The organism is Rhizobium sp. P2_G9 (genome assembly GCF_056403475.1).
Genome location: NZ_JBFUFK010000018.1, coordinates 1 through 25983, shown reverse-complemented (window position 1 = coordinate 25983; position 25983 = coordinate 1). Strand labels below are relative to the sequence as shown.

20 protein-coding genes and 1 other RNA gene are annotated in these 25983 nt (G+C 61.4%); all 21 read left to right on the top strand.

Annotation, left to right across the window (positions count from 1 at the left end; all coding sequences use genetic code 11):
• The first annotated feature begins 23 nt into the window (after positions 1–23).
• The gene (locus tag AC1DYF_RS16780) at positions 24–1145 is read left to right on the top strand and encodes a hypothetical protein (RefSeq protein WP_477877880.1); all 1122 of its coding nucleotides are present in this window, start codon (positions 24–26) and stop codon (positions 1143–1145) included.
• A 1531-nt stretch (positions 1146–2676) separates the two neighbouring features.
• Positions 2677–3071, top strand: an RNA gene (rnpB, locus tag AC1DYF_RS16775) — RNase P RNA component class A.
• A gap of 405 nt (positions 3072–3476) precedes the next feature.
• Positions 3477–3914, top strand: coding sequence for a division/cell wall cluster transcriptional repressor MraZ (mraZ, locus tag AC1DYF_RS16770; RefSeq protein WP_477877879.1), 438 nt, complete (start codon positions 3477–3479; stop codon positions 3912–3914).
• Positions 3915–3934: 20 nt separating this feature from the next.
• Positions 3935–4957 (top strand): 16S rRNA (cytosine(1402)-N(4))-methyltransferase RsmH, encoded by a 1023-nt coding sequence (rsmH, locus tag AC1DYF_RS16765; RefSeq protein WP_477877878.1) that lies wholly within the window; start codon positions 3935–3937, stop codon positions 4955–4957.
• A gap of 1 nt (position 4958) precedes the next feature.
• Positions 4959–5378 (top strand): cell division protein FtsL, encoded by a 420-nt coding sequence (gene ftsL / locus AC1DYF_RS16760; protein ID WP_477877877.1) that lies wholly within the window; start codon positions 4959–4961, stop codon positions 5376–5378.
• The gene (locus AC1DYF_RS16755) at positions 5378–7138 is read left to right on the top strand and encodes a peptidoglycan D,D-transpeptidase FtsI family protein (protein WP_477877876.1); all 1761 of its coding nucleotides are present in this window, start codon (positions 5378–5380) and stop codon (positions 7136–7138) included. The genes ftsL and AC1DYF_RS16755 overlap by 1 nt, the downstream gene beginning before the upstream one ends.
• A 46-nt stretch (positions 7139–7184) precedes the next feature.
• On the top strand, positions 7185–8624 hold the full coding sequence (locus tag AC1DYF_RS16750; protein ID WP_477877953.1) for a UDP-N-acetylmuramoyl-L-alanyl-D-glutamate--2,6-diaminopimelate ligase: 1440 nt from the start codon (positions 7185–7187) through the stop codon (positions 8622–8624).
• Positions 8625–8627: 3 nt separating this feature from the next.
• Positions 8628–10052, top strand: a complete 1425-nt coding sequence (locus AC1DYF_RS16745) for a UDP-N-acetylmuramoylalanyl-D-glutamyl-2,6-diaminopimelate--D-alanyl-D-alanine ligase (protein ID WP_477877875.1) — start codon at positions 8628–8630, stop codon at positions 10050–10052.
• 19 nt (positions 10053–10071) lie between these two features.
• Positions 10072–11172, top strand: coding sequence for a phospho-N-acetylmuramoyl-pentapeptide-transferase (gene mraY, locus AC1DYF_RS16740; RefSeq protein ID WP_477877874.1), 1101 nt, complete (start codon positions 10072–10074; stop codon positions 11170–11172).
• 6 nt (positions 11173–11178) lie between these two features.
• Positions 11179–12567, top strand: coding sequence for a UDP-N-acetylmuramoyl-L-alanine--D-glutamate ligase (gene murD / locus AC1DYF_RS16735; RefSeq protein ID WP_477877873.1), 1389 nt, complete (start codon positions 11179–11181; stop codon positions 12565–12567).
• Positions 12568–12696: 129 nt separating this feature from the next.
• Positions 12697–13857 carry a putative lipid II flippase FtsW gene (gene ftsW, locus AC1DYF_RS16730; RefSeq protein ID WP_477877872.1) on the top strand — a complete coding sequence of 387 codons (1161 nt, stop codon included), beginning with the start codon at positions 12697–12699 and terminating at the stop codon, positions 13855–13857.
• Between the two features lie 3 nt (positions 13858–13860).
• Complete coding sequence (gene murG / locus AC1DYF_RS16725; RefSeq protein ID WP_477877871.1) at positions 13861–14988, top strand: undecaprenyldiphospho-muramoylpentapeptide beta-N-acetylglucosaminyltransferase; 1128 nt, start codon at positions 13861–13863, stop codon at positions 14986–14988.
• Positions 14985–16397, top strand: coding sequence for a UDP-N-acetylmuramate--L-alanine ligase (gene murC, locus AC1DYF_RS16720; protein ID WP_477877870.1), 1413 nt, complete (start codon positions 14985–14987; stop codon positions 16395–16397). The genes murG and murC overlap by 4 nt, the downstream gene beginning before the upstream one ends.
• Positions 16394–17359: a UDP-N-acetylmuramate dehydrogenase gene (gene murB, locus AC1DYF_RS16715; RefSeq protein WP_477877869.1), complete on the top strand. Its 966-nt coding sequence runs from the start codon at positions 16394–16396 to the stop codon at positions 17357–17359. Before murC ends, murB begins: the two co-directional genes overlap by 4 nt.
• 111 nt (positions 17360–17470) lie before the next feature.
• Complete coding sequence (locus AC1DYF_RS16710; protein ID WP_477877868.1) at positions 17471–18301, top strand: GGDEF domain-containing protein; 831 nt, start codon at positions 17471–17473, stop codon at positions 18299–18301.
• A 198-nt stretch (positions 18302–18499) separates the two neighbouring features.
• Complete coding sequence (locus tag AC1DYF_RS16705) at positions 18500–19837, top strand: sensor domain-containing diguanylate cyclase (protein ID WP_477877867.1); 1338 nt, start codon at positions 18500–18502, stop codon at positions 19835–19837.
• Positions 19838–19919: 82 nt separating this feature from the next.
• Positions 19920–20336, top strand: coding sequence for a type II toxin-antitoxin system RelE/ParE family toxin (locus AC1DYF_RS16700; protein WP_477877952.1), 417 nt, complete (start codon positions 19920–19922; stop codon positions 20334–20336).
• Between the two features lie 163 nt (positions 20337–20499).
• Positions 20500–21426 carry a D-alanine--D-alanine ligase gene (locus tag AC1DYF_RS16695; protein ID WP_477877866.1) on the top strand — a complete coding sequence of 309 codons (927 nt, stop codon included), beginning with the start codon at positions 20500–20502 and terminating at the stop codon, positions 21424–21426.
• Positions 21427–21449: 23 nt separating this feature from the next.
• Positions 21450–22343 (top strand): cell division protein FtsQ/DivIB, encoded by an 894-nt coding sequence (locus AC1DYF_RS16690; protein WP_477877951.1) that lies wholly within the window; start codon positions 21450–21452, stop codon positions 22341–22343.
• On the top strand, positions 22340–23668 hold the full coding sequence (gene ftsA, locus AC1DYF_RS16685) for a cell division protein FtsA (protein WP_477877865.1): 1329 nt from the start codon (positions 22340–22342) through the stop codon (positions 23666–23668). The genes AC1DYF_RS16690 and ftsA overlap by 4 nt, the downstream gene beginning before the upstream one ends.
• 184 nt (positions 23669–23852) lie before the next feature.
• The gene (gene ftsZ, locus AC1DYF_RS16680) at positions 23853–25652 is read left to right on the top strand and encodes a cell division protein FtsZ (protein ID WP_477877864.1); all 1800 of its coding nucleotides are present in this window, start codon (positions 23853–23855) and stop codon (positions 25650–25652) included.
• The last annotated feature ends 331 nt before the right edge of the window (positions 25653–25983 follow it).

Below are 25983 nucleotides of genomic sequence, written 5' to 3'. Positions count from 1 at the left end.
AGGACCCCGCCGGATTTCAGAAATTGGTCGAGGCGCGTGACGCAGCGCTTGCCGGGCATGCCGCTTTCAGTGCTTTTGATGATGCGAGCATCGTGGTTGCGCAAAGCACCGAACGAGAGACGGCTGCGGCTGCATTCGAGACTACGACATTGGAGAATGAAGCCAGCATCTCCGATGCCGTATTGGAAAAGGACAGCGCACCCCCGGTAGGCGAAGGAGCCGCGGATGTGGCGCTGGCGAAGTTGTCGCAAAGCCTTCAAGCCATAGACACCAAATCCTCCGCGTCGGACCTGCGCATTCAGTGGAAGCGTGCGTTCGCGGCGTTCGACGACGTTCCCCTCGAATGTGATGGGCTTGCCATGCATTGGCTGCTGCATCGGCTGGTCAGTGATATGCGAGCGGCAATTCCTGAAATGCGGTCTGTCACCGACATGACCAATGCAGAGGTCGCGAGATTTCGAAACGGTCCATTCAACGTCTATGTCGACATTGTCAGGGATTTCGATGCGCATTTCCGGCTCGCGCAACATGACATGGTCGTGTTCGATTTCCTGGCGCAGGAAGACGGTTTCTATTTGATCGAGGCGTTTTCATTTGCGCTGCGGCAACCGAGCGACGGCGGCGAAAAGGTTAAGCCATCCAAGGTTCCCTTCATCCCGGAATCCTATCTGAAAGCGGGTTTTGCGGCAGATGGGTTCATGCTGCAATATTATCGAAATAGCGTGACGCAGGGTCGCTGCGAATCGTCCTTTTCCATACAGATAGCCTTGTTCTCTCTGCCCTTTGCTCTCTATTTCCGGCTTTCCCGCCTGTCTGCCGCGCTTTGCGGTATCGCCGCGGTCATGGTGGCATTTCTAAATTCGACGAACGAACAAGTCAGGCAGTTTCTGCCGCTGGTGATCCTGATTTATTGTGCTGTTTCGCTTGCTGTCGGCGCTCAGTGGCGCGGCTTGCGGGTGGGCGCGCTCAGTGCGCGCATCGATCGATTCGTGGCGAAGGGGCTTAGCCATGATGAGATCGTCGGGCGACTGAAGAAATGGAGCGGACGTGACGTCACCGTCCTGAAACTCGGCAGGTTTGCCGCGGTCTTGCTCTGGGCTGCCGTCGTATTCGGTCGGAACAGGTTTTACGGCGGGCGTGAATAAGGGGTGTGGAGATGGATTATCCGTGGTCGGTTCTAGGTATCGCTCCAACCGGTGACGAGAAGGCGATCCGAAAGGCCTATGCGATAAGGCTGCGGGAAACGCGGCCGGATGAAGACCCTGCCGGATTTCAGGCCTTGCTCCAAGCCCGTGATCATGCACTGCGCGTGCGCTTGCAACTCGTTGACACGGCGGGGGAAAGCGAAGCGCTGGCTGAGCAGACAATTCCTCCATCGTCCGCGCCGGTTTCGCTCGACGGTCCCTCCGCGCAGCTGGACGAACAAGGATCTGCTGCATCGCTTGAGACGCCGGAAACAACCTCCGATGGGAACGCCGATCGCACCGCAGCGGATGCTGCCAATACGCGCGAGCCCATCGCTGCAGAGCCCACGCGCAGCCCGGCCGGTCCTCACCCCAACGAAGACGCGCTCGAGCGTTTCCAGCTTCTCCTCAGCGCAAGCCGCGTGGATCTTGATCCGGAACCTCTCAAGGTCTTTTGGGCGGCTGTCGAGACCGTGCGAGACCAGGCGCCACTGGAATTGTCAGGKCTATTGACCAGGATGATGCTGATGCGCCTGGTGGAAGATATATATGCCCATTTCGGTCATTTGCCCGACATATCGATCAGGCCCGGCGATGCGAGGTTCATCGGCAAGGACTTCCTAATGCCCTATGCGCCGATCTTACGCGCAGTGGAAGAGCGCTTTGGCTTCCTTCGTCAAGACAGGATCTTGTTTGCCAGCCTGGATGCGGGGCGAGCCAGTTATCTTCTTGCGGCACTGACACTGACGGTTGGCCGTCCTCTGGCCGATCCATCGAAGCCGACACCCTATTACGAGGTGTCGCTGATCGACGACATCTATCTGGATCTCGTCTTTCCTAAGGATTCCGATATCCAGGCCTATTACGCGGCGGCGCACCGGCGGGACAGACATCCGCGTTCGAGAACGATCCTTGGCGGTCTGTTTCCGCTGCCTGTTGCGCTGTATTATAGGCTCTACGGATTTGCCGCGATCGCGGCCCTGCCGCTGATTGGGCAGGCGGTCGGCCTGCTGCTCTGGCGCGCGGACCTTGCGCCGGAATTCCATTTAATATTCTTTTGGTTGTATGTCTTTTTCATCGTGCCCACCGGCTTGTTAATCTTTAAGAGAATGCGCGTCGAGGCTGCGGCGCGTAAGATCAGGCGCTTTTCGCAAAAGCATGACCTCGTGACTGTGAAGAAGAAGCTGGCGGTGTGGGGAAAACCGGATTGGCGCTCCATGTGGATCGGTGCCGCGGCGTTGTTGATCGTGCAGCTTCCCACTGCCTATTATTATCATCCTGCCGATGACGCCCCAAGTTACTATGGGCAGGTTCAAGCTAACCCTGGCTTCCTGAGCCGGGAACGAACAGTAGGTGATCAGCAGGGCACGAGCAACTTGCTGCTTGGTGGTGTCATTCAGGATGCGACTCCCGGCCTTCATTCGCAACATGATCTCCCCGATCTCTATTTTTCGCCTTCCTATTGTGCCGCGACTGGTCTAAGCACGCCCTGCCAGTCGGCCGGGCAGCCGCGCTCCGCAGAAGGTCGAAAGGCCGCGAGGTGAGGAAAGTCCGGGCTCCACGGAAACACGGCGCCGGATAACGTCCGGCGGGGGCGACCCCAGGGAAAGTGCCACAGAAAACAGACCGCCCGGCATGCCGGGTGAGGGTGAAAAGGTGGGGTAAGAGCCCACCGCGGACCTGGCGACAGGGACGGCATGGTAAACCCCGCCGGGAGCAAGACCGAATAGGGATGGCATGTGCGCGCAAGCGCCAGACCCGTTTCCGGGTCCGCCATCCGGGTGGGTTGCGTGAGGCGGCGCGTAAGCGTCGTCCCAGATGAATGGCTGCCACGTTCCGGCGCGAGTCGGAGCCATACAGAACCCGGCTTACAGGCCGACTGGCGATACCCCCCACATTTGCGATTCGGGATGCATTTCCTGCTTCAAGGCGCTGGAAATCCCGCATTTTCTGAACTTCAGGACCTGCTTTATTTAACTTTTCTCAAATTCCAACCGAACTTCTGCAGCCAAAATTAAACTTCCATTAAACTTAACGGCTTATGAATAAACGACCGCGGAATGCCCGCGCGACAGGTCCAATCCCATTGACGCCCATAATGTCCCATGTTATCCCAAAATCGCACTGCAGAAGGGCGCTCTAGAGCCCAGTTCAGATTTGGTGCGGACCGGCCGGTCTACCCGGACGGATCACTCGCGGATGTGGGACGGGACCCTGCATTTGTGAACGATATCAAGTGCATGGCGGCTCCGCTCGGCGGGGTTCGCCGCCTGGGAGCGGCTGTATCGCGTTATGAACCGGTTCCTGTCGAGCGCGACGAACAAGATCGATGTCAAGGGCCGGGTGTCTGTACCCTCCACCTTTCGCAGCGTTCTCAGTTCGGCGGGCATCGAGGAACTGTACTGTTTTCAGGATCTTCACTATCCGGCGATTTGTATCGGCGGTCCGGACCTGCTCGCCCGCTTCGAGAGGCGGCTTCAGGACATGGATCCGTTTGCGCTGGAATGGAACCGGATGTCGCTGCTGGTCCACGGTGGCGGGGTCTTCATGAAGCTCGATTCCGAGGGTCGTCTGATGGTGACCGAGTTCATCCGTTCCTATACGGGGATAGAGAACGAGGTGACCTTCGTCGGTCGAGCAGAATATTTCCAATTGTGGCGCCCGGATGTGTTTTCGGACGCCCAGAAAACGGCGAGAGAGGAACTGAGGAAACGAGGCCCCAGTTCCTGATGATACGGAGCACAGAGGTTATGGCGGATCGTGGCAGCGAAGCGGACGATGCCACAGGCGGATCGGTACGCCATATACCTGTCATGCTGGCAGAGGTACTTCGGTATCTCGAACCGGCGGCAGACCGCATCGTTCTCGACGGAACGTTTGGCGCAGGCGGTTATACGGGCGCCATTCTCGATACGGGCGCTGCCGTCATCGCGCTCGACCGTGACCCTTCGGCGATTGCCGCAGGACAGGCCATGGTCGAGCGCTTTGGCGGCAGGCTCGAGCTTCACCAAAGCAATTTCAGCCGGCTCGACCGGTTTGCGCCGGAAGAGGGGCTCGACGGCGTCGTGCTCGATATCGGCGTCTCCTCCATGCAGATCGATGAGGCCGAGCGCGGCTTCTCCTTCCAGAAGAACGGGCCGCTCGACATGCGCATGGCGAGCGCCGGCGTCAGTGCAGCCGATGTGATCAACCGGGCCAAGGTCAACGACCTGATCCGGATTTTCTCGTTCCTCGGCGAGGAGCGGCAGGCGACGCGCATTGCGCATGCGATCGAGCGGCGCCGGCAGGAAAAACTCTTTCACACCACGCGCGACCTTGCCGGCCTGATCGAGATTGTGACACCGCGCAAAATGGCGGACAAGATTCACCCCGCGACCCGCGTCTTCCAGGCGCTGCGCGTGTTCGTCAATGACGAGCTCGGTGAACTGGCTGCGGCCTTGTTTGCGGCGGAGCGGGCATTGAAGCCCGGCGGACGGCTGGTGGTCGTCACCTTCCATTCGCTCGAAGACCGCATCGTCAAGCGCTACTTCGCCGATCGCGCCGGCAAGGCGTCCGGATCGCGTCACCTGCCGGAAGTCGCGCAGGCGCCGGAGATTTTCAAGCTTCCGACCAAGCAGGCGGTGCTGGCCAGCGACGAGGAGGCGGAGGTCAATCCTCGCGCCCGTTCCGCCAAGCTGCGCGTCGGCATTCGCACTGAAGCCAAGGCAGGCAAGGCCGATGTTTCGATCTTCGACCTGCCGAAGCTGACCGATATTGAAAAGATGAGGCCCTGACATGCTGCGCACCCTGGACGTCATCCTGATCGTGATCATGACGGCAGTGGCCGCCGTGACCTATTCGATCAAGCACCGCGCCGAGGAGAAGCTTGCCGAGGTCAGGAAGATCGAGGCGGATATCCAGCTCGAAAAGGACACGATCGCGCTGCTCAAGGCCGACTGGTCGCTGCTCACCCAACCGCACCGGCTGCAGACCCTGGTCACCGATTTCCAGACACAGCTGCCGCTGCTTCCCACCGAATCGACCCAGCTGGTGCAGCCACAGGAACTGCCGATGCTACGCTCGCAACTGCCGGTCTTCGATCCGGCCGACACCGACAAGGACGGCAAGGTGACCGACAAGGAAGCCCGTGCCTATGCGCAGAAACTGCTCGGCGAGAGCACTGACACAATCAAGACAGGATCGGTGAACGACTGATGTCCTTCCTCTCCCGCATCATGGTTGTGAAGAGCAAGGCCCATTTCAACACCGGGTCGCGCAGCCTGCCGAACTCGACCGGCGTCAATTTCCAGGGCACCCGCAAGGCTTCGGGTGGTCAGGCGCGCAGCCGCATCGCCATCATGATCGGCTGCTTCAGCATCGTCTATGCGATCATTGGCGGTCGGCTGGTGGAATATGGGCTGACGCCGCCGGATACCGTGGCGTCGATCGCTCCGTCCGACGCCACGGTCGCCTCTCGCCCGGATATCCTCGACCGTAACGGCGAGATTCTGGCAACCGACGTCAATACCGTTTCGCTGTTCTGCGAGCCCAACAAGATCGTCGATCCGGATGAAGCGGTTGAATTGCTGACCTCGGTGCTGCCCAATCTCGACACCAAGGGCACCTACAAGAAGCTGACCTCGAAGTCGCATTTCCAGTGGCTCGACCGACAGCTGACACCCAAGCAGCAGAGCGAGATCCTGCAGCTTGGCATACCCGGCATCGGCTTCCGCCCGGCCAAGCGGCGCTTCTACCCCGCCGGTGAGACGGCGGCGCATCTCGTCGGCTATGTCGATATCGACAATCGCGGCGTTGCCGGCATGGAGAAATATCTCGACATGCAGGGCCTTGCCGACCTGCGCGCCACGGGCCTTGCGACGAACACGCCGCTTGAGCCGGTCAAGCTCTCTATCGATTTGCGCGTGCAGAACATCCTGCACGAGGAAATCGTCAACGGCATGCAGAAATTCAATTCGGTCGCCGCCGGCGCGGTGGTGCTCGATATCCATACCGGCGAAATCATCGCCATGGCCTCCGTGCCGGATTTCGACCCCAACAATCCGGGCGAGACGATCAAGCGCGAGACCAAGAGCGACATGAACCGCATGTCGGGCGGCCTGTTCGAGATGGGTTCGACCTTCAAAGCCTTCACCATCGCCATGGCGCTGGATGACGGCAAGATGAACATGAACAGCACGTTTGACGCGCGCAAACCGCTCTATATCGGCGGCTTCACCATCCACGACTTCCATGCGACGCATGCCATCCTGTCGGTCTCGGACGTGTTCATCCATTCCTCTAATATCGGTGCCGCCCGGATGGCCGATTCCGTCGGTCTCGAAGGGCACAAGGAATTTTTGACGCGGCTCGGTCTGCTGTCGAAGATGAAGACAGAACTGCCCGAGGTTGCGACACCCTCCCAGCCGAAAGTGTGGAAAAAGATCAATTCATTGACCATCGCCTTCGGTCACGGCGTGGCCACCACGCCGCTGCAGACCGCGGTGGCGGGTGCGGCGCTGATGAACGGCGGCTACCTGATCGAGCCGACTTTCCTGCCGCGTACGGCAGACGAGGCGATGGAGAATGCCGAACTGGTGATCAAGCCGAGCACGGTCAGCAATATGCGCTTCCTCTTCCGCGACAATGTCGCCAATCCGCTGGGATCCGGCAAGCGGGCCGAAGTGCCGGGCTTCTGGGTCGGCGGCAAGACCGGCACCGCCGAGAAGGTGCGGCATGGTCGCTATGCCAGTGACGTGCGCTTCAATGCCTTCCTTGGCTCCTTCCCGATCAACGATCCGAAATATATCGTGCTGGCCTTCGCCGACGAGCCGAAGCAGGCGCTGGAACGTTGCGGCATCACTGCCGGCTGCAATGCGGCGCCGATCGTCGGCGCCATCATTCGGCGGGCTGCGCCCCTGCTCGGCGTCAAGCCACGGTTCGGCAAGGACGGAAGTGCCTTGCTTGTGTCTTATTGACAGTCAAGAACGAGTCGTAAGATTCGACTGACAATGAGGGGACATGATGAAGCTCAGGGACTTGGTCACGGATGACGTGCTGGAGCGGCCGTTGGACGGCATTGCCGGTGATATCGATGTCACCGGCATAACCTCCGACAGCCGCAAGGTGGAAAAAGGCGACCTGTTCGTCGCGCTTGCCGGCACGAAAACCGATGGCGCCCGCTTCATTGAGGATGCCAAGGCAAAAGGCGCTGCGGCGGTGATCGCAGGTGCGGCCGGCCATCCCGGTGCCATCGCCTCGACCGATCCGCGGCGGGCGCTCGCACTTGCCGCCGCCGCCTTCTATGGTGCGCAGCCGGCGACCGTGGCGGCGGTCACCGGCACGGCGGGCAAGACCTCCATCGCATCTTTCACACGGCAGATCTGGGCGCATGCGGGACTGGCCGCCGCACAGATCGGCACGACCGGCGTCATCGGTCCGAACCGCAACGACTACGGCTCCCTGACCACGCCCGATCCGGTGACGCTGCACAAATTGCTGGCCGAACTTGCCCATGAGGGCGTCACCCATGCGGCAATGGAAGCGTCCAGCCACGGGCTCGACCAGCGCCGGCTCGATGGCGTGCGTCTGTCTGCCGCGGCCTTCACCAATCTCGGCCGCGATCATCTCGATTATCACCCGACGATGGAGGAATATTTCCAGGCCAAGATGCGGCTTTTCGATACGCTGATGCCGAAGGGGGCGCCGGCGGTGATCAATGCCGATGACGAATGGTCGGATAGGGCGGCAACGGCGGCGCGCGTTGCCGGTCTCGATGTCCGCACCGTCGGCCGCAAGGGTGATTGGCTGGCGCTCAAGCGGGTCGAACATTTCCGCGACAAGCAGGTCGCGGAAATCCATTTTGACGGTGAGATTTTCGAGGTGCATCTGCCGCTGGCCGGCGATTTCCAGATCGCCAATGCCATCGTTGCGGCAGGGCTGGCGATCTCGACGGGAGTCCAGGCCGACAAGGCCTTCGCAGCGCTCAACAGTCTGCGCGGCGCGCCAGGCCGGCTGGAGCTGGCTGGCCAGACCAGGGATGGCGCGCTCTGCTATGTCGATTATGCCCATAAGCCCGAGGCGCTGGAGAATGTGCTGACTTCGGTCCGGCCGTTCACGACCGGCCGCGTCGTCGTGGTGTTCGGCTGCGGCGGCGACCGCGACAAGGGCAAGCGGCCGATCATGGGCGAGATCGCCACGCGGCTGGCCGATGTCGCCATCGTCACCGACGACAATCCGCGTACGGAAGTGCCGGCCACGATCCGCGCGGAGATCATGGTGGCAGCACCCGGCGCGACCGAGATCGGCGACCGGCATGAGGCGATCCGCCAAGCCGTGAAGATGCTGAAATCCGGCGACACGCTGATCGTCGCCGGCAAGGGGCACGAAGAGGGGCAGATCGTTGGCACCACGGTTCTGCCCTTCTCCGACCATGAGGAAATCCGCAAGGCATTGGGGGGCTAAGCGATGGCGTTTCTCTGGGAAACCGCAGAGATGATCGAAGCGATGCATGGCAGGCCGATGGGGCACATGCCGATGACCGTCTCCGGCATCAGCATCGACAGCCGCCAGATCGCGCCGAACGAAGCTTTCTTCGCCATCAAGGGCGATCGTGTCGACGGTCACGATTATGCGAATATCGCGGCTGCGAATGGTGCTGCGGTGCTGGTCGTCAGCGAAGCCAAGCTGCCGGCGCTGGGCAGCGTGCCAGCGCCGAAGATCGTCGTGCGCGATACGCTCGAAGCGCTGGAGAAACTGGGCCGTGCGGCGCGCGACCGGGCGAGGGGGCATATCATCGCTGTCACCGGCTCGGTCGGCAAGACCACGACCAAGGAGATGCTGCGGCAGGTGCTTTCTTCCTGCGGCAAGGTGCATTACTCGCCAGCCTCGTTCAACAATCACTGGGGCGTGCCGCTGACGCTGGCGCGGCTGCCGCGCGAAGCCGATTTCGGCGTGTTCGAGATCGGCATGAACCATCCGGACGAGATCCGGCCGCTGGTGAAAATGGTGCGCCCGCATGTGGCGATCATCACCACGATTGCCGCCGCCCATCTCGGCAATTTCTCCGGCCTGGAAGAGATCGCGCGCGCCAAGGCGGAGATTTTCGAGGGCATCGTGCCAGGCGGGCATGCACTCATCAACCGCGACAACAGCCAGTATGAACTGCTGCGGCAGCTCGCGACCCAGGTCGGGATTGCGCATATCGCATCCTTCGGCGCCCATCCGGAGGCGGATTTCCGGCTGCTGGACTACACGCAGGATGGAGAGAGCGCGATCTTCTCCGCCGCCATCGGCGACCGGGAGGTCGATGTCGCGATCAATGCGCCGGGCCGCCATATCGCCGAAAATGCCGTGGCCGTGCTCGCCGCCGCCTATCTGACAGGTGCCGACATGTTCCGCGTGATCGCCGCTTTTGCCGATGTCAGCGCTGCCAAGGGGCGCGGTCAGCGCGTGCATCTCACGCTACCGGGCGGCAAGTTGACGCTGATCGACGAAAGCTACAACGCCAACCCGGCCTCGATGCGGGCGGCGATCGATCTTCTCGCGGCTTCCGATACCGACATGGGCGGCCGGCGTATCGCCATTCTCGGCGACATGCTGGAAATGGGAGAATTCTCAGCCGATGTGCATCGGGAACTGGCCGAACCGCTTCAGAAATCCGGAATCGATGATATATGGCTCGCCGGACCCGACATGGCCCATTTGCGCGATGTGCTGGGAGACGATAAGGACGTCGTCTATCGCAGCGATGCCGATGAACTCGGCGCCTACGTCGTCGAGAATATACGCCCGGGCGATGTGCTGATGGTCAAGTCGTCTAAGGGTACCGGGTTTGGACGCATTGTAGCGGCGCTGACGGCGAAGTTCGCGCCGGTTGCGTCGCCGGAATAATCGAGAGGAAAGTGTCGAGATGTTGCTTTGGCTGGTGGAGTTGTCCAATCATCTCCAGATTTTCAACCTGTTTCGGTACATCACCTTCCGGGCAGGGGCGGCACTCTTCACGTCTGCACTTCTCGTCTTCTTCTTCGGGCCGATGATCATCGATTCGCTGCGCATTCGGCAGGGCAAGGGCCAGCCGATCCGGGCCGATGGTCCGCAGACGCATTTCAAGAAGGCCGGCACGCCAACCATGGGCGGGCTGATGATCCTGGCTTCGGTCGTTGCCTCATCGCTGCTTTGGGCAGATCTTGGCAATGTCTATGTCGTGTCCTGCCTGCTGGTCATGCTTGGTTTCGGCCTGATCGGCTTCTATGACGACTATCTCAAGGTGACGAAGCAAAGCACGGCCGGCTTTTCCGGCCGCATGCGGCTTTTGGCCGAATTCGTCATCGCGGGCATTGCCACATTCTTCATGATGAAGGCGACCGTGCCGATGGGGCTGGAGAATGTTCATATGAACACGTCTGTGGCCTTCCCGTTCTTCAAGGACCTGCTGCTGAACCTCGGCTATTTCTTCATCGTCTTCGGCGGCTTCGTCATCGTTGCGGCCGGCAATGCGGTGAATTTCACCGATGGTCTCGATGGTCTCGCCATCGTGCCCGTCATGATCGCTTCCGCCTCCTTCGGCGTCATCGCCTATCTCGCCGGCAATGCGGTATTCGCCAACTATCTGCAGATCAATTTCGTGCCGGGCACCGGTGAATTGACCGTGGTCGTGTCGACCGTTGTCGGGGCAGGGCTGGGCTTCCTCTGGTTCAATGCCCCGCCCGCAGCGATTTTCATGGGCGATACCGGTTCGCTTTCCCTCGGTGGCCTGATCGGTTCGGTGGCTGTTGCCACCAAGCATGAGATCGTCATGGCGATCATCGGCGGCGTGTTCGTCATGGAGACGCTGTCGGTCATCATTCAGGTGGCGAGCTTCAAGATGACGGGCAAGCGCGTCTTCCTGATGGCGCCGATCCATCATCATTTCGAGAAGAAGGGGTGGACGGAGAGCCAGGTGGTGATCCGCTTCTGGATCATCGCCGTGATCCTGGCGCTGGTCGGCCTCGCTACCCTCAAGCTCAGGTGATCCCGAATGATTGCGATCACCACGCTTAGGGATAGGAAAGTCGCGTTGTTCGGCCTCGGCGGCTCCGGTCTTGCCACGGCGGAGGCGCTTGCAGCTGGCGGCGCGATCGTCACGGCCTGGGATGACAATCCGGACTCGGTCGAAAAGGCAAGCTCCAAGGGGTTAGGCACGGGGGATCTGCGGCAGGCGGACTGGTCGCAATTTACCGCTTTCGTGCTGTCGCCGGGCGTGCCGCTGACCCATCCCAAGCCGCATTGGACCGTGGACCTGGCGCATGCCGCCGGTGTCGATATCATCGGCGATGTCGAGCTCTTTGTCCGCGAGCGGCGTGCGCATGCGCCGGCTTGCCCGTTCATCGCCATTACCGGCACCAATGGCAAGTCGACCACGACGGCGCTGATTGCCCATATATTAAAGTCGTCCGGCCGCGACACGCAGCTCGGCGGCAATATCGGCACGGCGGTGCTGACGCTCGATCCGCCGGCGGCGAACCGCTATTATGTCGTCGAATGCTCGTCCTACCAGATCGATCTGGCGCCGACGATCAATCCGTCTGCCGGTATCCTGCTCAACCTGACGCCCGACCATCTCGACCGGCATGGCACGATGCAACACTATGCCGACGTCAAGGAGCGGCTGGTTGCCGGCTCCGAGACGGCCATCATCGGCGATGACGATAGCTATTGCAGCCTGATTGCCGATCGGGTCGAACGGGCCGGGGTACGGACGGTGAGGATTTCCCGCCGGCATCCGGTGACGAACGGCCTTTATGCCGATGGCCAGAAGATCATGCATGCCACGGACGGCAAGGCGCGGCTGGTCGCCGATCTCGACGGCATCCAGACGCTGCGCGGCGCGCACAATGCACAGAACGCAGCCGCCGCCATCGGCGCCTGCCTGGCTGTCGGCGTCAGTGAAGATGACATCCGCGCCGGCCTCAAGAGTTTCCCGGGTCTCAAGCACCGCATGCAGCCGGTGGCGCGGCGTGGCAGCGTGGTGTTCGTCAACGATTCCAAGGCGACGAATGCGGATGCGGCAGCACCGGCGCTCTCAAGCTACGAGCACATTTACTGGATCGCCGGCGGCCTGCCCAAGGAAGGTGGGATTACCAGCCTGAAGCCGCTCTATGGCCGCATTGCCAAGGCCTATCTGATCGGCGAGGCCGCACCGCAATTTGCCGCCACGCTCGGCACCGATGTCGCTTACGAAATCTCCGGCACGCTAGAGCGGGCGGTGGCGCATGCTGCACAGGATGCCGAGAAGGACGAGGCAGGCGCGGTCGTGATGCTGTCGCCGGCCTGCGCCAGTTTCGACCAGTTCAAGAATTTCGAAGTCCGTGGCGACCATTTCGTCGATCTCGTCCGTGGGCTCGACGGTGTTTCGATGCTGATCTGACCCACAAGCCTGGGTCCGGTTTATAAGCATATGCTCAAGTACAGCGTGGTTAATGAGATATTAAGTGATTTCTCTGCATTATCGCGGGGATATTCGCCTTTCTTGGCGTGAATGAGAAGGATGACGGGGATGGTAAGCAGGGCGGAAAGAGGGCCTCTGGCTGAATGGTTCTGGACGATCGACCGGTTCTTCCTCGCCGTCTTCATCCTGCTGCTCGGCATCGGCTTCATGCTCTCCTTCGCTGCGTCGCCGGCCGTCGCCGAGCGCATCGGGCTTGAGCCGTTCCATTTCGTCGAGCGGCACGCCATGTTCATGCTGCCGTCGCTGGGCGTGATGTTCGGCCTGTCCTTCCTGTCGCCGCGCCAGGTGCGCCGCACGGCCATGATCATGTTCGTGATCATGGTGCTGATGATGGTGGCGGTGCTGTTCATCGGCATGGAGGTCAAGGGTTCGCGGCGCTGGATCACGATCTCTGTCCTGTCAATCCAGCCTTCCGAATTCATGAAGCCCTGCTTCGTCGTCGTCTGCGCCTGGCTGTTCGCCGAACATCAGCGGCAGCCGGAAATTCCAGGCAATCTGTTCGCGCTGCTCATTTTCGTCATTGTTGCGGCGCTCCTGGTCGCCGAGCCGGATCTCGGCCAGACCATGCTGACGACTGGCGTCTGGGGTTCGATGTTCTTCATGGCCGGCATGCCCTGGCTCTGGATCATCGTCATGGCCGCTGGCGCCGGCGGCCTCCTGTTCTTCGCCTATGTCGTCTTCCCGCACGTGGCGGGTCGAATAAACCAGTTCATGACCGGCGAGGGCAATACGTTCCAGGTCGACACCGCCCATGATGCGATCACGCGCGGCCATTGGCTGGGCACGGGACCAGGCGAAGGCATCGTCAAGCGCATCCTGCCCGACAGCCATACCGACTTCGTCTTTTCCGTCGCCGCCGAGGAATTCGGCATCATCTTCTGTATGGCGCTGGTGGGGCTCTATCTCTTCATCGTCATGCGGGGGCTCGCGCATGCCTTCCGCGACCGCAACGACTTCACCCGCTTTGCCGTGGCCGGCTTGGTGCTGCAGATCGGCTTCCAGTCGATCATCAATATCGGCGTCAATCTGCAGCTGCTGCCGGCAAAAGGCATGACGCTGCCGCTGATTTCCTATGGCGGATCGTCGCAGATTGCCATATGCGTGACGGCCGGTTTCATCCTGGCGCTGACGCGCCACAGGCCGGAGAAACGCGCGCAGGAACGCAGCCTTTTCCGTTCCGCGCCCCAGGCTCTGCCGGCCGCGGAGTAAGGTATGGATAAAGGCTTGATCGTGCTGGCAGCCGGCGGAACCGGCGGCCATCTGTTTCCGGCGGAGGCACTGGGCCATGCGCTGAAGGCGCGCGGCTATGCGGTGCATCTGGTCACGGACAGCCGCGCGGAACGCTTTGCCGGAAAGTTTCCGGCCGACGACATTCATGTCGTACCCTCGGCGACCATTGGTTCGAAGAATCCGATTGCGGTGGCCAAGGCGCTCTACAAGCTCTGGCGCGGCATTCGCACGGCGCGTGCGCTGTTCACGCGGCTGAAGCCCAAGGCCGTGGTCGGCTTCGGCGGTTACCCGACCGTGCCACCGCTGCTCGCAGCCTCCGGCATGAACATCCCGACGATGATCCATGAGCAGAATGCCGTCATGGGCCGCGCCAACAAGATGCTCGCCAACAAGGTCAAGGCCATCGCCGGCGGTTTCCTGCCGGAGGGCAGCGGCCGATATGCGGCGAAGACCGTGGTGACCGGCAATCCGGTGCGGCCGGGCGTGATCGCCGCGGCGGAGACCCCTTATCATCCGTCCGAGGCGAATGATCCGTTCAATCTCGTTGTCTTCGGCGGCAGCCAAGGGGCGCAGTTCTTCTCTACCGCCATCCCGTCGGCCGTCTGCATTCTCGGCGAGGACCTGCGCAAGCGGCTCAGCATCGTTCAACAGGCCCGGCCTGAGGACAAGGATGCAGTGACGGCTTCCTATGTAAAGCTTGGCATGCAGGCCGAGGTTTCGCCCTTCTTCGGCGATATGCCGGCGAAGATCGCCAATGCCAATCTGGTGATCTGCCGTTCCGGCGCCTCGACCGTCTCCGAACTCGCCGTCATCGGCCGCCCATCGGTGCTGGTGCCTTACCCTTACGCGCTCGACCATGACCAAGCCGCCAATGCCGCGGCGCTCAAGGCCAAGGGCGGGGCGGAAGTGATCGCACAATCGGCGCTGTCGGCAGAAAAGCTTTCGAAAATCATCGGCGCGGCCATGGCCGAGCCAGAGCGCCTAGCCGGCATCGCCGCTGCTGCCAGGGAAACCGGCAAGCCGCATGCGGCAGAGATCCTCGCCGATCTGGTCGAGGCGGTCGCCAATGGCGAGCCGGTGACAAAATTCAAAGAGGTATCTCGCGTATGAAAATGCCCCAGAGCATCGGGCTCGTTCACTTCATCGGCATCGGCGGCATCGGCATGAGCGGCATTGCCGAAGTGCTGCACAATCTCGGCCACAAGGTGCAGGGCTCCGACCAGGCCGACAGCGCCAATGTGCAGCGCCTGCGCGCCAAGGGCATCGACGTGTCCGTCGGCCACAGGGCGGAGAATCTTGGCGATGCCGAAGTCGTGGTCGTGTCGACGGCGATCCGGAAGAACAATCCTGAACTGGTCGCTGCGCGTGAAAAACTGCTGCCGGTCGTGCGCCGCGCCGAAATGCTGGCTGAACTGATGCGCTTCCGCAATGCGATCGCCATCGGAGGTACGCATGGCAAGACCACGACGACGTCGATGGTCGGCACGTTGCTGGAAGCTGGCGGGCTTGACCCGACCGTGATCAACGGCGGCATCATCAATGCCTATGGCACCAATGCGCGCATGGGCGAGGGTGAGTGGATGGTGGTCGAGGCCGACGAATCGGACGGCACGTTCCTGAAACTGCCCGCCGACGTTGCCGTGGTCACCAATATTGATCCGGAGCATCTCGACCATTACGGCACGTTCGACAATGCCCGTGCCGCCTTCCGGCAGTTCGTCGAGAACGTGCCGTTCTATGGTTTCGGCGTCATGTGCCTCGACCATCCTGAAGTCCAGACGATGGTTTCCAAGATCGAGGACCGTAAGGTCGTCACCTATGGCGAGAACCCGCAGGCCGATGTCCGTTTCAAGAATGTCCGCTATGAAGGCAGCACTTCGGTGTTCGATGTCGAGATCCGCCGCCGCCGGACGGGGCGGGTGATCGAGCTCAATGGGCTGACGCTGCCGATGCCCGGCCGTCACAATGTCTCCAACGCCACCGCTGCCGTCGCTGTCGCAAACCGGCTGGGCATCAGCGAGGAAGCGATCCGGCGTGGTCTGGCCGGTTTTGCCGGCGTCAAGCGCCGCTTCACCTTCACCGGCGAATGGAATGGCGTGAAAGTGTTCGACGATTACGGCCACCATCCGGTCGAGATCAGGGCGGTGCTTCGCGCCGCGCGCGACACCTGCACGGGACGCGTCATCGCTGTTCACCAACCGCATCGCTACAGCCGTGTGGCGAGCCTGTTCGAGGATTTTGCCTCCTGCTTCAACGAGGCTGACACGATCTTTATCGCGCCGATCTATTCGGCGGGCGAGGATGCGATCCCCGGGGTGACGGCGGAAGAACTCGTCTCGCGCATCAAATCGGCCGGTCATCGCGATGCCCGTTTTCTGCCGACGCCAGAGGCCTTGGCGCCCTATGTTGCGGCCATCGCCCAGCCGGGTGATTTCGTGGTAATGTTGGGGGCTGGAAACATTACGAATTGGGCAGCCGCTCTGCCAAAGGAGCTGGCGGCTTTGGGAAGGAAGGCATGAAGCAGGTTGATGGTGTAAAGCTGCTCGCCCGCCTGGGCGATGCAATGAAGGATGTTCGGGGCCGTCTGACGCCAGATGCGCCGATGGACCGCGTGACCTGGTTTCGCGCCGGCGGACTGGCGGAACTGATGTTTCAGCCGCATGACGTCGACGACCTCGCCGCGTTCCTGAAGGTGTTGCCGGATGATGTGCCGATCACCGTGATCGGCGTCGGCTCCAACCTCCTGGTGCGCGACGGCGGCATCGAGGGTGTCGTGCTTCGACTATCGGCCAAAGGGTTCGGCGATGTCGAGCTCGCTGGTGACAATCGCATCCGCGCCGGTGCCATCTGCCCCGACAAGAACATCGCGGCCATGGCGCTCGACCATGGCATCGGAGGGTTCGCTTTCTACTACGGTATTCCCGGCTCGATCGGCGGCGCCATTACGATGAATGCCGGCGCCAATGGCAGCGAGACCAAGGACCGCATCGTCGGTATCGAGGCTCTCGACCGGCGGGGCAATCGCGTCACGCTGACCAATGCCGACATGCATTATACCTATCGCCATTCGGCGGCGCCCGAAGGACTGATCTTTACCCACGGTATCTTCGAAGGCCATGCGGACGACAAGGCGAAGATCCGCAGTGAAATGGATGCCGTGCGGCATCATCGCGAGACGGTCCAGCCCGTGCGTGAGAAAACCGGCGGCTCGACCTTCAAGAATCCGGAAGGCCATTCGGCCTGGAAGCTGATCGACGAGGCCGGCTGCCGCGGCCTGCAGATCGGCGGTGCGCAAATGTCGCCTCTGCACTGCAATTTCATGATCAATATCGGCCACGCCTCCGGCTACGACCTGGAGAATCTGGGTGAGACAGTGCGCCAGCGGGTCTATGAGCATTCCGGCATCCTGCTCGAATGGGAGATCAAGCGCCTCGGCTTGTTCATGCCCGGCTACGAAGTCAAAGCGTTCACGCCCGGCTGAGCCTCCGCGCCCGGCTGACAAAAAGCCGGGCAACACTAATATTAGGCGTATCTAAGCAACCCGATCTTAAGATGTGGCCGGCAAGATGCTGCGAGCTATCGGGCGGTACAGATGATTTCCTTCCTCAAAAATTGGATCGCGAAGAGGATCGCCTTTGGCGAATTCTCGCGGAGAGGGGACGTCTTTCGGTTCGCCTGCCACAGGACCTTATGGACGACCCTTGCCGCCGTCATCCTAAACTTTGCCGTCTACCAGGCGTTCGGGCGGCTGGGGATTTTCGACGTCGCGCTGCCGCCCAATCCGTGGTCGGACACGATCGTCACCGCATTCGTGGCCGGTCCGATCTCTTTCCTCGCATATTATTTCGTCGGTTCCGCAATTTTCGATCTCGCGGTTTCGCGCGACGAATTCGAGCGCCTGTCGCGCATTGATCCGCTGACCGGATTGCTCAACCGCCGCGCCTTCGTGGAGGTGATCGCCGCACTGGATGAACCCTATACGCTCGCGGTGTTTGACATCGACCGGTTCAAATCGATCAACGACACGCATGGCCACAAGGCCGGTGACGATGTCCTGGTCGAGGTGTCACATTTGCTTCGCGGCGCGTTCGGCGTCGAAAACACCGTTTCCCGGTTGGGCGGCGAGGAATTTGGCGTCATCCTGCGTCGGCAAACCAGCGACGAGACGGTGCAGGCAGTGAATCTCTTCCGCGAGGCGATGGCGCTGCACATATTCGAGGCCGATGGTAGGGAAATCACGGTTACCATTTCCGCCGGCGTCTCCGAGGGCAACGGCAAGCTGAGCTATTCGATGCTGTTCACCAAAGCGGACAAGGCCCTGTATGTCGCCAAGGCCATGGGGCGCAACCGGGTCGTTCATGCCGAAGAGATCGCCGCAATCATGCCATCGAATGAAAATGGCGAAGACAAGATTGCCATTTGACGGTGTATTCTTCAGGCCGCGGATGACTATGTCTTCAACTCATATCCGTTCATTAGAATATACGGTTTGGTTACATTGATCCTCTATCGTCGGGCAAGCGGGCTTGCATGACAATGGCCCCATATCGAGAGACTGACCCAGCCGACGCCGCCTGACCGCGGTGCGGCTCCTGCCTGACGAAGGACGGCACTGGATCGGATGAGCATCCCCAAACCCAAGGCAATTGATGGCGGGACCGCGACCTATGGCAGGTCGCGCGCGGACCTCGATTTCTGGCTCGCCTGCGTCGGTGCGCCGTTGGTGGTGCTTGAAAAGCAATCGCTGACGATCCGTGCCGCCAACCGCAATGCCGCCGTGTTCTTCGGCGTCGACGAGGAGAGCCTGTTCCAGTCGCCCATCCAGGCGCTTGTCGGTGACGAGGCCACGAGCCTGCTCGCGCATATCTGGAACACCGCGCCGGAGGGCGTGCCCGGCGAACCTTTCCTCATCCGTGCCCAGGTACATGGGCAGGAGCGGGTGCTCATGGTGCAGGTCACCAAGATTACCGTCGAGGGCGAGGCGCTCAGGCTTTTCACCTTCATGGATGCACCGCCGCAAGGATCGGTCGCCCTTGCCGGCTGGCAGGAGAATGTGATCGCCATGCTCGACTGGCTGCCCTTCGGCTTCGAGATTGCCGGAACCGACGACCAGATCCAGTTTGCCAATTCGAGCTTCCACCAGATGTTCGGCTATTCGCAGGACGAGATCGAAGACATCGACGAGTGGTGGCGGCTCGTCTATCCAGATTCCGACTATCGCCTCCACGCCAAGACCTTATGGGAGACATCTCTCGCAACGGCGCGCGCGGAAAATCGCGAGATGACACCGTTCGACCTCGATGTCACGACCAAGAGCGGGATGGTGCGCACGATCCAGTTCCGCCACCGCACGATCGGCAATTTCAACGTCAACCTCTATCTCGACGTGACCCGCGAGGTTGCCTATGCCCGGGAGCTCAAGGTGCTGGCCGAGACCGATCCGCTGACCGGCGTGATCAACCGGCGGCGCTTCTTCGAGGAGGCGGAAGGTGTTTATCGCCACGCAAGCGACCGGTCTTCGGCCGTGGCAGTGCTGATGCTCGACATCGACCATTTCAAACAGATCAACGATGCGTATGGTCATGGGCTGGGCGATCTGGTGTTGCGCGAATTTACAGATCGCTGTCGTGGTTCGGTTTGCAAGGGCGATCTTTTGGCCCGGATGGGGGGAGAGGAATTCCTCATTCTGCTGACCGGAGCGGATGCCGAGCAGGCGCGCGACATCGGTGAACGCCTCAGGATACAGATCTCGGCGCAGCCATTCTGCTGCAGCGGGATCAGCATCCCGGTCACGGTCAGCATCGGCGGCGCGCTCAGGGCCAGTGGAGCAGAATCAGTCGAGACCACCATATCGCGTGCTGACCGAGCGCTTTATGCCGCCAAGCACGCGGGTCGGGATTGCGTGATCTTCGACACCGACGAGATCCGGCGGCGGATGAATTTTCCCGGTTATACCTAGGCAAATCAAACTTCATGTTCGATCTGCGCCCGTGCTCGAACGTCGCGGGCTGACAAGCGGGATATTATTCCATTGAAGGAAGATATTTCTGTGCCATGGATTTGTCGAGCATACGAATGAGTTTGGCGATTGGTATCAGGACCTCGCCGAGATGGTTCAGGATGATATCGACCGAGTTGTTGGCCTCCTGGAGACGAAGGGTCAGCAATTGCCGTTTCCCTTACTCATCGGGGATCGAAAATTCGAGGCATGCGCATATGCGAGAACTGCGGATTCAGCACGCGGGCAGCCCTATAGGGTTTTCTATGCCTTCGATCCGCGTCGCACTGCAATTCCGCTCGTTGCTGGATACAAGGTTGGCGTCGATCGGTTTTACGAAACGATGATACCGATCGCCGATGCGCTTTATGACGATCATACCGCGCACTTTCCCGATGGCGCGGTCTCGATCAGAAACTTCTCCGAGATCGCTCCTCTGCCCGGACAATCAAAATCCTGATCATGCAGTTCCCCACAAAAAATTAACAAAAGTAAACCACTCGTTAACCTTAATCGTTTTTTATGCCCTGAGACGAATCCGTTGCATTAGCAGACGCGCAGGCGCGCCAGTCTCATGCAAGGGCGGATGGCTAGACTGATGATCAAGTCTTGGGGAAGTGTGAATGGATGCGAAGCATGTCGCGGTGTTGTTGGGTGGGTTCTCTTCCGAGCGGCCGGTGAGCCTTTCGTCGGGGAATGCCTGCGCTGACGCGCTTGAGGCTGAAGGTTATCGGGTGAGCCGGGTGGATGTCGGGCATGACATCGCCACGGTTCTCGCCGACCTCAAGCCGGCTGTCGCCTTCAATGCGCTACACGGGCCGTTCGGCGAGGACGGTACGATCCAGGGTATCCTCGAATATCTCGAAATTCCTTACACGCATTCCGGCGTGCTGGCTTCAGCGCTGGCGATGGACAAGTCTCAAGCCAAGCGTATTGCCAAGACGCATGGGATTCCTGTCGCTGAAGCCAAGGTGATGAGCCGCTTCGATTTCACCTCGGCGCATCCGATGAAGCCGCCCTATGTGGTCAAGCCGGTGCGTGAGGGGTCGAGCTTCGGTGTCGTCATCGTCAAGGAAGATCAGAGCCACCCGCCGCAGGTGATCACCTCGTCGGAATGGAGATACGGCGAGACGGTCATGGTCGAGCGCTATATTGCCGGGCGCGAGCTGACCTGCGGCGTGATGGGTGATGTCGCCCTTGGCGTCACCGAAATCGTGCCGCAAGGCCACAGCTTTTATGATTATGATTCCAAATATGTATCCGGTGGATCAAAACATGTGATTCCGGCACAAATTTCACCGAAAATTTACCAAAAAGTACAAACATTGGCCCTTACGGCGCACAAGGCGATGGGTTGCCGCGGGGTCAGTCGATCCGACTTCCGTTACGACGATCGCTTCTCCGAAGAAGGTGAACTGATCTGGCTGGAAATCAACACCCAGCCCGGCATGACTCCGACCTCGCTGGTGCCCGAAATGGCCCAGCATGCTGGCCATTCCTTTGGTGAGTTTCTTCGATGGATGGTGGAGGACGCGTCGTGTTTGCGTTGAAGTCCTTTAGATCGGCGGGCAAGATGGACTGGCTGGGGCCTGACCCGGCGTCTGGCGGCGAGCGCATGGTGCTGCCGCGGCCGCTTCGGCGTAGCTGGCGCTTCCTGTGCAGCCTGGCGGCGGGCCGTATCGATATCCCGCGGCATGCGGGTACGGTTTCGCTGCTTGCCTTCTATGGACTGACATGCGCCTACGCCTTTTCGATTACCGGCGAATCGGCCGACGTGGCGCAGGCGGTGACCTCGGCGGCAGGCTTTGCGATCAACAATGTCCGGGTTTCGGGCAATGCGCAGACCTCCGAGATCGACATCCTCGAACGGCTCGGCCTTGACGGTACGACCTCGCTGATGGCGCTCGACGTCGCCGAGACGCGCGACAAGCTCAAGACCCTGCCGTGGGTGCTCGATGCCGAGGTGCGCAAGATCTATCCGGATACGATCGACATCAAGCTCAAGGAAAAGACCGCGTTCGGCATCTGGCAGCATGAAGATGCATTGTCGCTCATCCAGAAGGACGGCAGTGTGATCGCACCGCTACGCGACAACAAATTCGCCTATTTGCCGCTCTTCGTCGGAACGGATGCTGGCTCGGACGCCGGAGAGATCACGGCCGACTTCGACAAATGGCCCGACATCAAGAAGCGCATCAAGGCTTTCGTGCGTGTCGCCGGCCGTCGCTGGGATCTGCATCTCGACAACGGCATCGTCGTCAAGCTGCCTGAGGCGAATATGGGGCGGGCGATGGCGGAGCTTTCCCAGCTTGACCATGATCATCAACTGCTGGAACGCGACGTGCTTGCTGTCGATTTCCGGCTTGACGACCGCACCACCATCCAACTGTCGCCGGAGGCTGCGGCGCGCCGCGCCAAGGCAGTCGAAGCACGGGCCAAGCAACTGAAGAAGGAGGATGCGATATGAGCATTTTCCGCACTCCCAATGGTTCCACGCCGCGCCTCAAGCCTTTGCCCTCCAAGAAGGCGCATGTCGTCTCGGTGCTCGATATCGGCTCGACCAAGGTGGTCTGCATGATCGGCCGGTTGACGCCGCGCGATCCTTCGGAAGTGCTGCCGGGCCGCACCCACAAGATCGAGATCATCGGCATCGGCCACCAGAAATCGCGCGGCATCAAGTCCGGCGTGATCTCCGATCTCGACGCGCTCGAAAGCGTTATCCGCAATGCCGTCGACACCGCCGAGCGGCAGGCGAAGCTCACCGTCGACAGCCTGATCGTCAATGTCTCGGCGGGTCGTCTGCAGAGCGATGTCTATACCGCCTCGATCGATCTCGGCGGCCAGGAAGTCGACAATGACGATGTCCGTAAGGTTCTCGTCGCCGCCTGCCAGCAGTCGCAGCGCAATGAGCGCGCCGTATTGCATTCGCTGCCGACCGGCTTTTCGCTCGATGGCGAGCGCGGCATCGGCGATCCGGTGTCGATGTATGGCGATACGCTGGGCGTCGACATGCATGTGTTGACCGCCGAACGCATGGCCGTCAAGAATATCGAACTCTGCRTCAATCGCGCGCATCTTTCCGTCGAAGGCATGGTGGCGACACCTTATGCCTCCGGTCTCGCCGCACTGGTCGACGACGAGCTCGAACTCGGCTGCGCCGCGATCGACATGGGCGGCGGCACGACGACGATCTCGGTCTTCGCCGAGGGCAAGCTCGTGCATGCCGATGCGATCGGTCTGGGCGGGCATCACATCACCACCGACCTGGCGCGCGGCCTTTCCACAAGGATCGAGGACGCGGAGCGAATCAAGGTCGTGCATGGTTCGGCGCTCTCCAACCTCGTCGACGATCGCGAACTGGTTCCGGTGCCGCCGATCAGCGAGGACGATCACGAGCAGCCGGCGCAAATCCCGCGCGGGCTGGTCGGCAAGATCGTGCGCGCCCGCGTCGAGGAGACGCTGGAAATGATTCGCGACCGCATCCGCGCCTCGGGCTTCAGCCCGATCGTCGGAAAGCGCGTCGTCCTGACGGGTGGCGCCAGCCAGCTGCCGGGCCTGCCGGATCTGGCGCGGCAGATTCTTGCCCGCAACGTCCGCATTGGCCGGCCGATGGGCATCAAGGGCCTGCCGCCTGCGGCAAAGGGACCGGCATTCTCCACGGCGGTGGGGCTGTTGATCTACCCGCAGTTCGCGGACATCGAAATCCATGCCGCGGAAGGCATGCTGTCGGCGCTGGCCGGCGGCAATGGCCGGATCGCGCGGGTCGGCCAATGGCTGAAGAGTAGTTTCTAGCGCATGTCTGCCGAAACTGGTCACCGGTTTCGGGAAATGAACATGCGCTAGACAAAGTGCTTAGGAATCGGGACGGCGTCCTTGGGCGTCCGTCCTGGCAGTGACAACGGATCGGCGGCATGCCGGCGATCAAGGACTTGAGGCCGGTATGGCGACCGGCCCTGATAGAGGAAAGGCGGTTACCATGACCATCAAATTGCAGAAGCCGGATATTACCGAGCTGAAGCCTCGCATCACGGTGTTCGGTGTCGGCGGCGGCGGCGGCAACGCCGTCAACAACATGATCAGCGCTGGCCTGCAAGGTGTCGACTTCGTCGTCGCCAATACGGACGCGCAGGCACTGGCGATGACCCGCGCCGAACGCATCATCCAGATGGGCGTGCAGGTGACCGAAGGTCTCGGCGCCGGCTCGCAGCCGGAAGTCGGCCGCGCGGCCGCCGAGGAGTGCCTCGACGAGATCATCGATCATCTCTCTGGCACGCATATGTGCTTCGTCACCGCCGGCATGGGCGGCGGCACCGGCACCGGTGCGGCACCGGTCGTGGCGCAGGCGGCCCGTTCCAAGGGCATCCTGACGGTCGGCGTCGTCACCAAGCCGTTCCATTTCGAAGGCCAGCGCCGCATGCGCATTGCCGACAACGGCATTTCCGAATTGCAGAAGTCGGTCGATACCCTGATCGTCATCCCGAATCAGAACCTCTTCCGGATCGCCAACGACAAGACGACCTTCGCCGATGCCTTCGCCATGGCTGACCAGGTCCTCTATTCGGGCGTTGCCTGCATCACCGATCTCATGGTCAAGGAAGGCCTGATCAATCTCGACTTCGCCGACGTCCGCTCGATCATGCGGGAAATGGGGCGTGCGATGATGGGTACCGGCGAATCATCCGGCGAGGGCCGTGCTCTGGCCGCTGCGGAAGCGGCGATCGCCAACCCGCTGCTCGACGAGACCTCGATGAAGGGCTCGCAGGGCCTGCTGATCTCGATCACCGGCGGTCGCGACATGACCCTCTTCGAAGTCGACGAGGCTGCGACCCGTATCCGCGAAGAAGTCGATGCGGACGCCAATATCATCCTCGGCGCCACATTCGACGAAGCATTGGAAGGCATCATCCGCGTCTCTGTCGTCGCGACCGGTATCGATCGCGCGGCAGGAGCGGCTGATCCGCGCCCTTTTGAGGTAAGGCCGGTTGCACGGCCGGTTGCCCGTCCCCAGGTGCAGGCTCAGCAGCCGGTCGCCGCGGTACCTGCCGCCGTGATCACGCCGCAGCCGGTGGCGCCGCAGCCTGTGCTGCAGCAGCCGGCCTATCAGCCTGATCCGATTGCGGAGCAGATTCGCGCCGCCGAGATGGACATGGAGCGCGAGCTCGAAATTGCTGTCGCCCAGCCGCTGATGAACGAGTTGCAGGCACCGGCACAGGAAAGCTTCCGTCCGCAGAGCCGTCTGTTTACGTCGCCCGCCGTCGAACCTGCCCCGCAGCCGGTCGCGCCGGTGATGCACCAGCCGCCGATGCAGACGCATGTCGAGCCGCAGATGCAGCCGCGCATGGCTGTGCCCCAGTCTGAGCCGGCGCCGGTTTACGCACAGCCGCAGCCGCGCGTCGAACCGTCGCTGATGGCGCAGGTGCGTGCCGAGGCTGAAACGTCCCGCATGCCGAAGGTCGAGGACTTCCCGCCCGTGGTGAAGGCCGAGATCGAGCATCGCGCCGGTGTTGCGCCCACGACTCACACCGAGGAACGTGGCCCGATGGGCCTCTTGAAGCGCCTGACCTCATCGCTCGGCCGCAAGGAAGACGAAGTGCCGGCTGCCGAAGCACAGGCCGCCGCCGCCCAGGCCCGTCGTGCCTTGTCGCCCGAAGCGAGCCTCTACGCACCGCGCCGCGGCAATCTCGACGATCAGGGCAGGGTGGTTCCGACCGCGCAGCGCGGTCAGGAAAACGAGGAATTCGATATCCCCGCCTTCCTGCGCCGCCAGACCAACTGAGGCGTTTGCCCCACACTTCTCAAGGATTCGAAAGGCCCGGAATTTCCGGGCCTTTCCAGTTGTGCGCCCAGCATGGGCGCATTCTTGTGGGTGGAAGTCCCACCGTAAGCTGGTCATGGCGAGCGAAGAGAAGCGCAACTGCGGAAGGGCGACTGACCGTGGGGAGGAAGCGTGGATSGAAYCTGCGGGCCGATGGACAAGAACCGGATATGAGGCGATGCCGATCAGGGCGAGCGGGCAACGAACCGCGAAGCTCTTGTGACCAAGGGTCGGTGGCGTAAATCCGGCGGTCGTGCAGGGAAGGAGTGCGTTCTTACCTGGGGAGATCTCG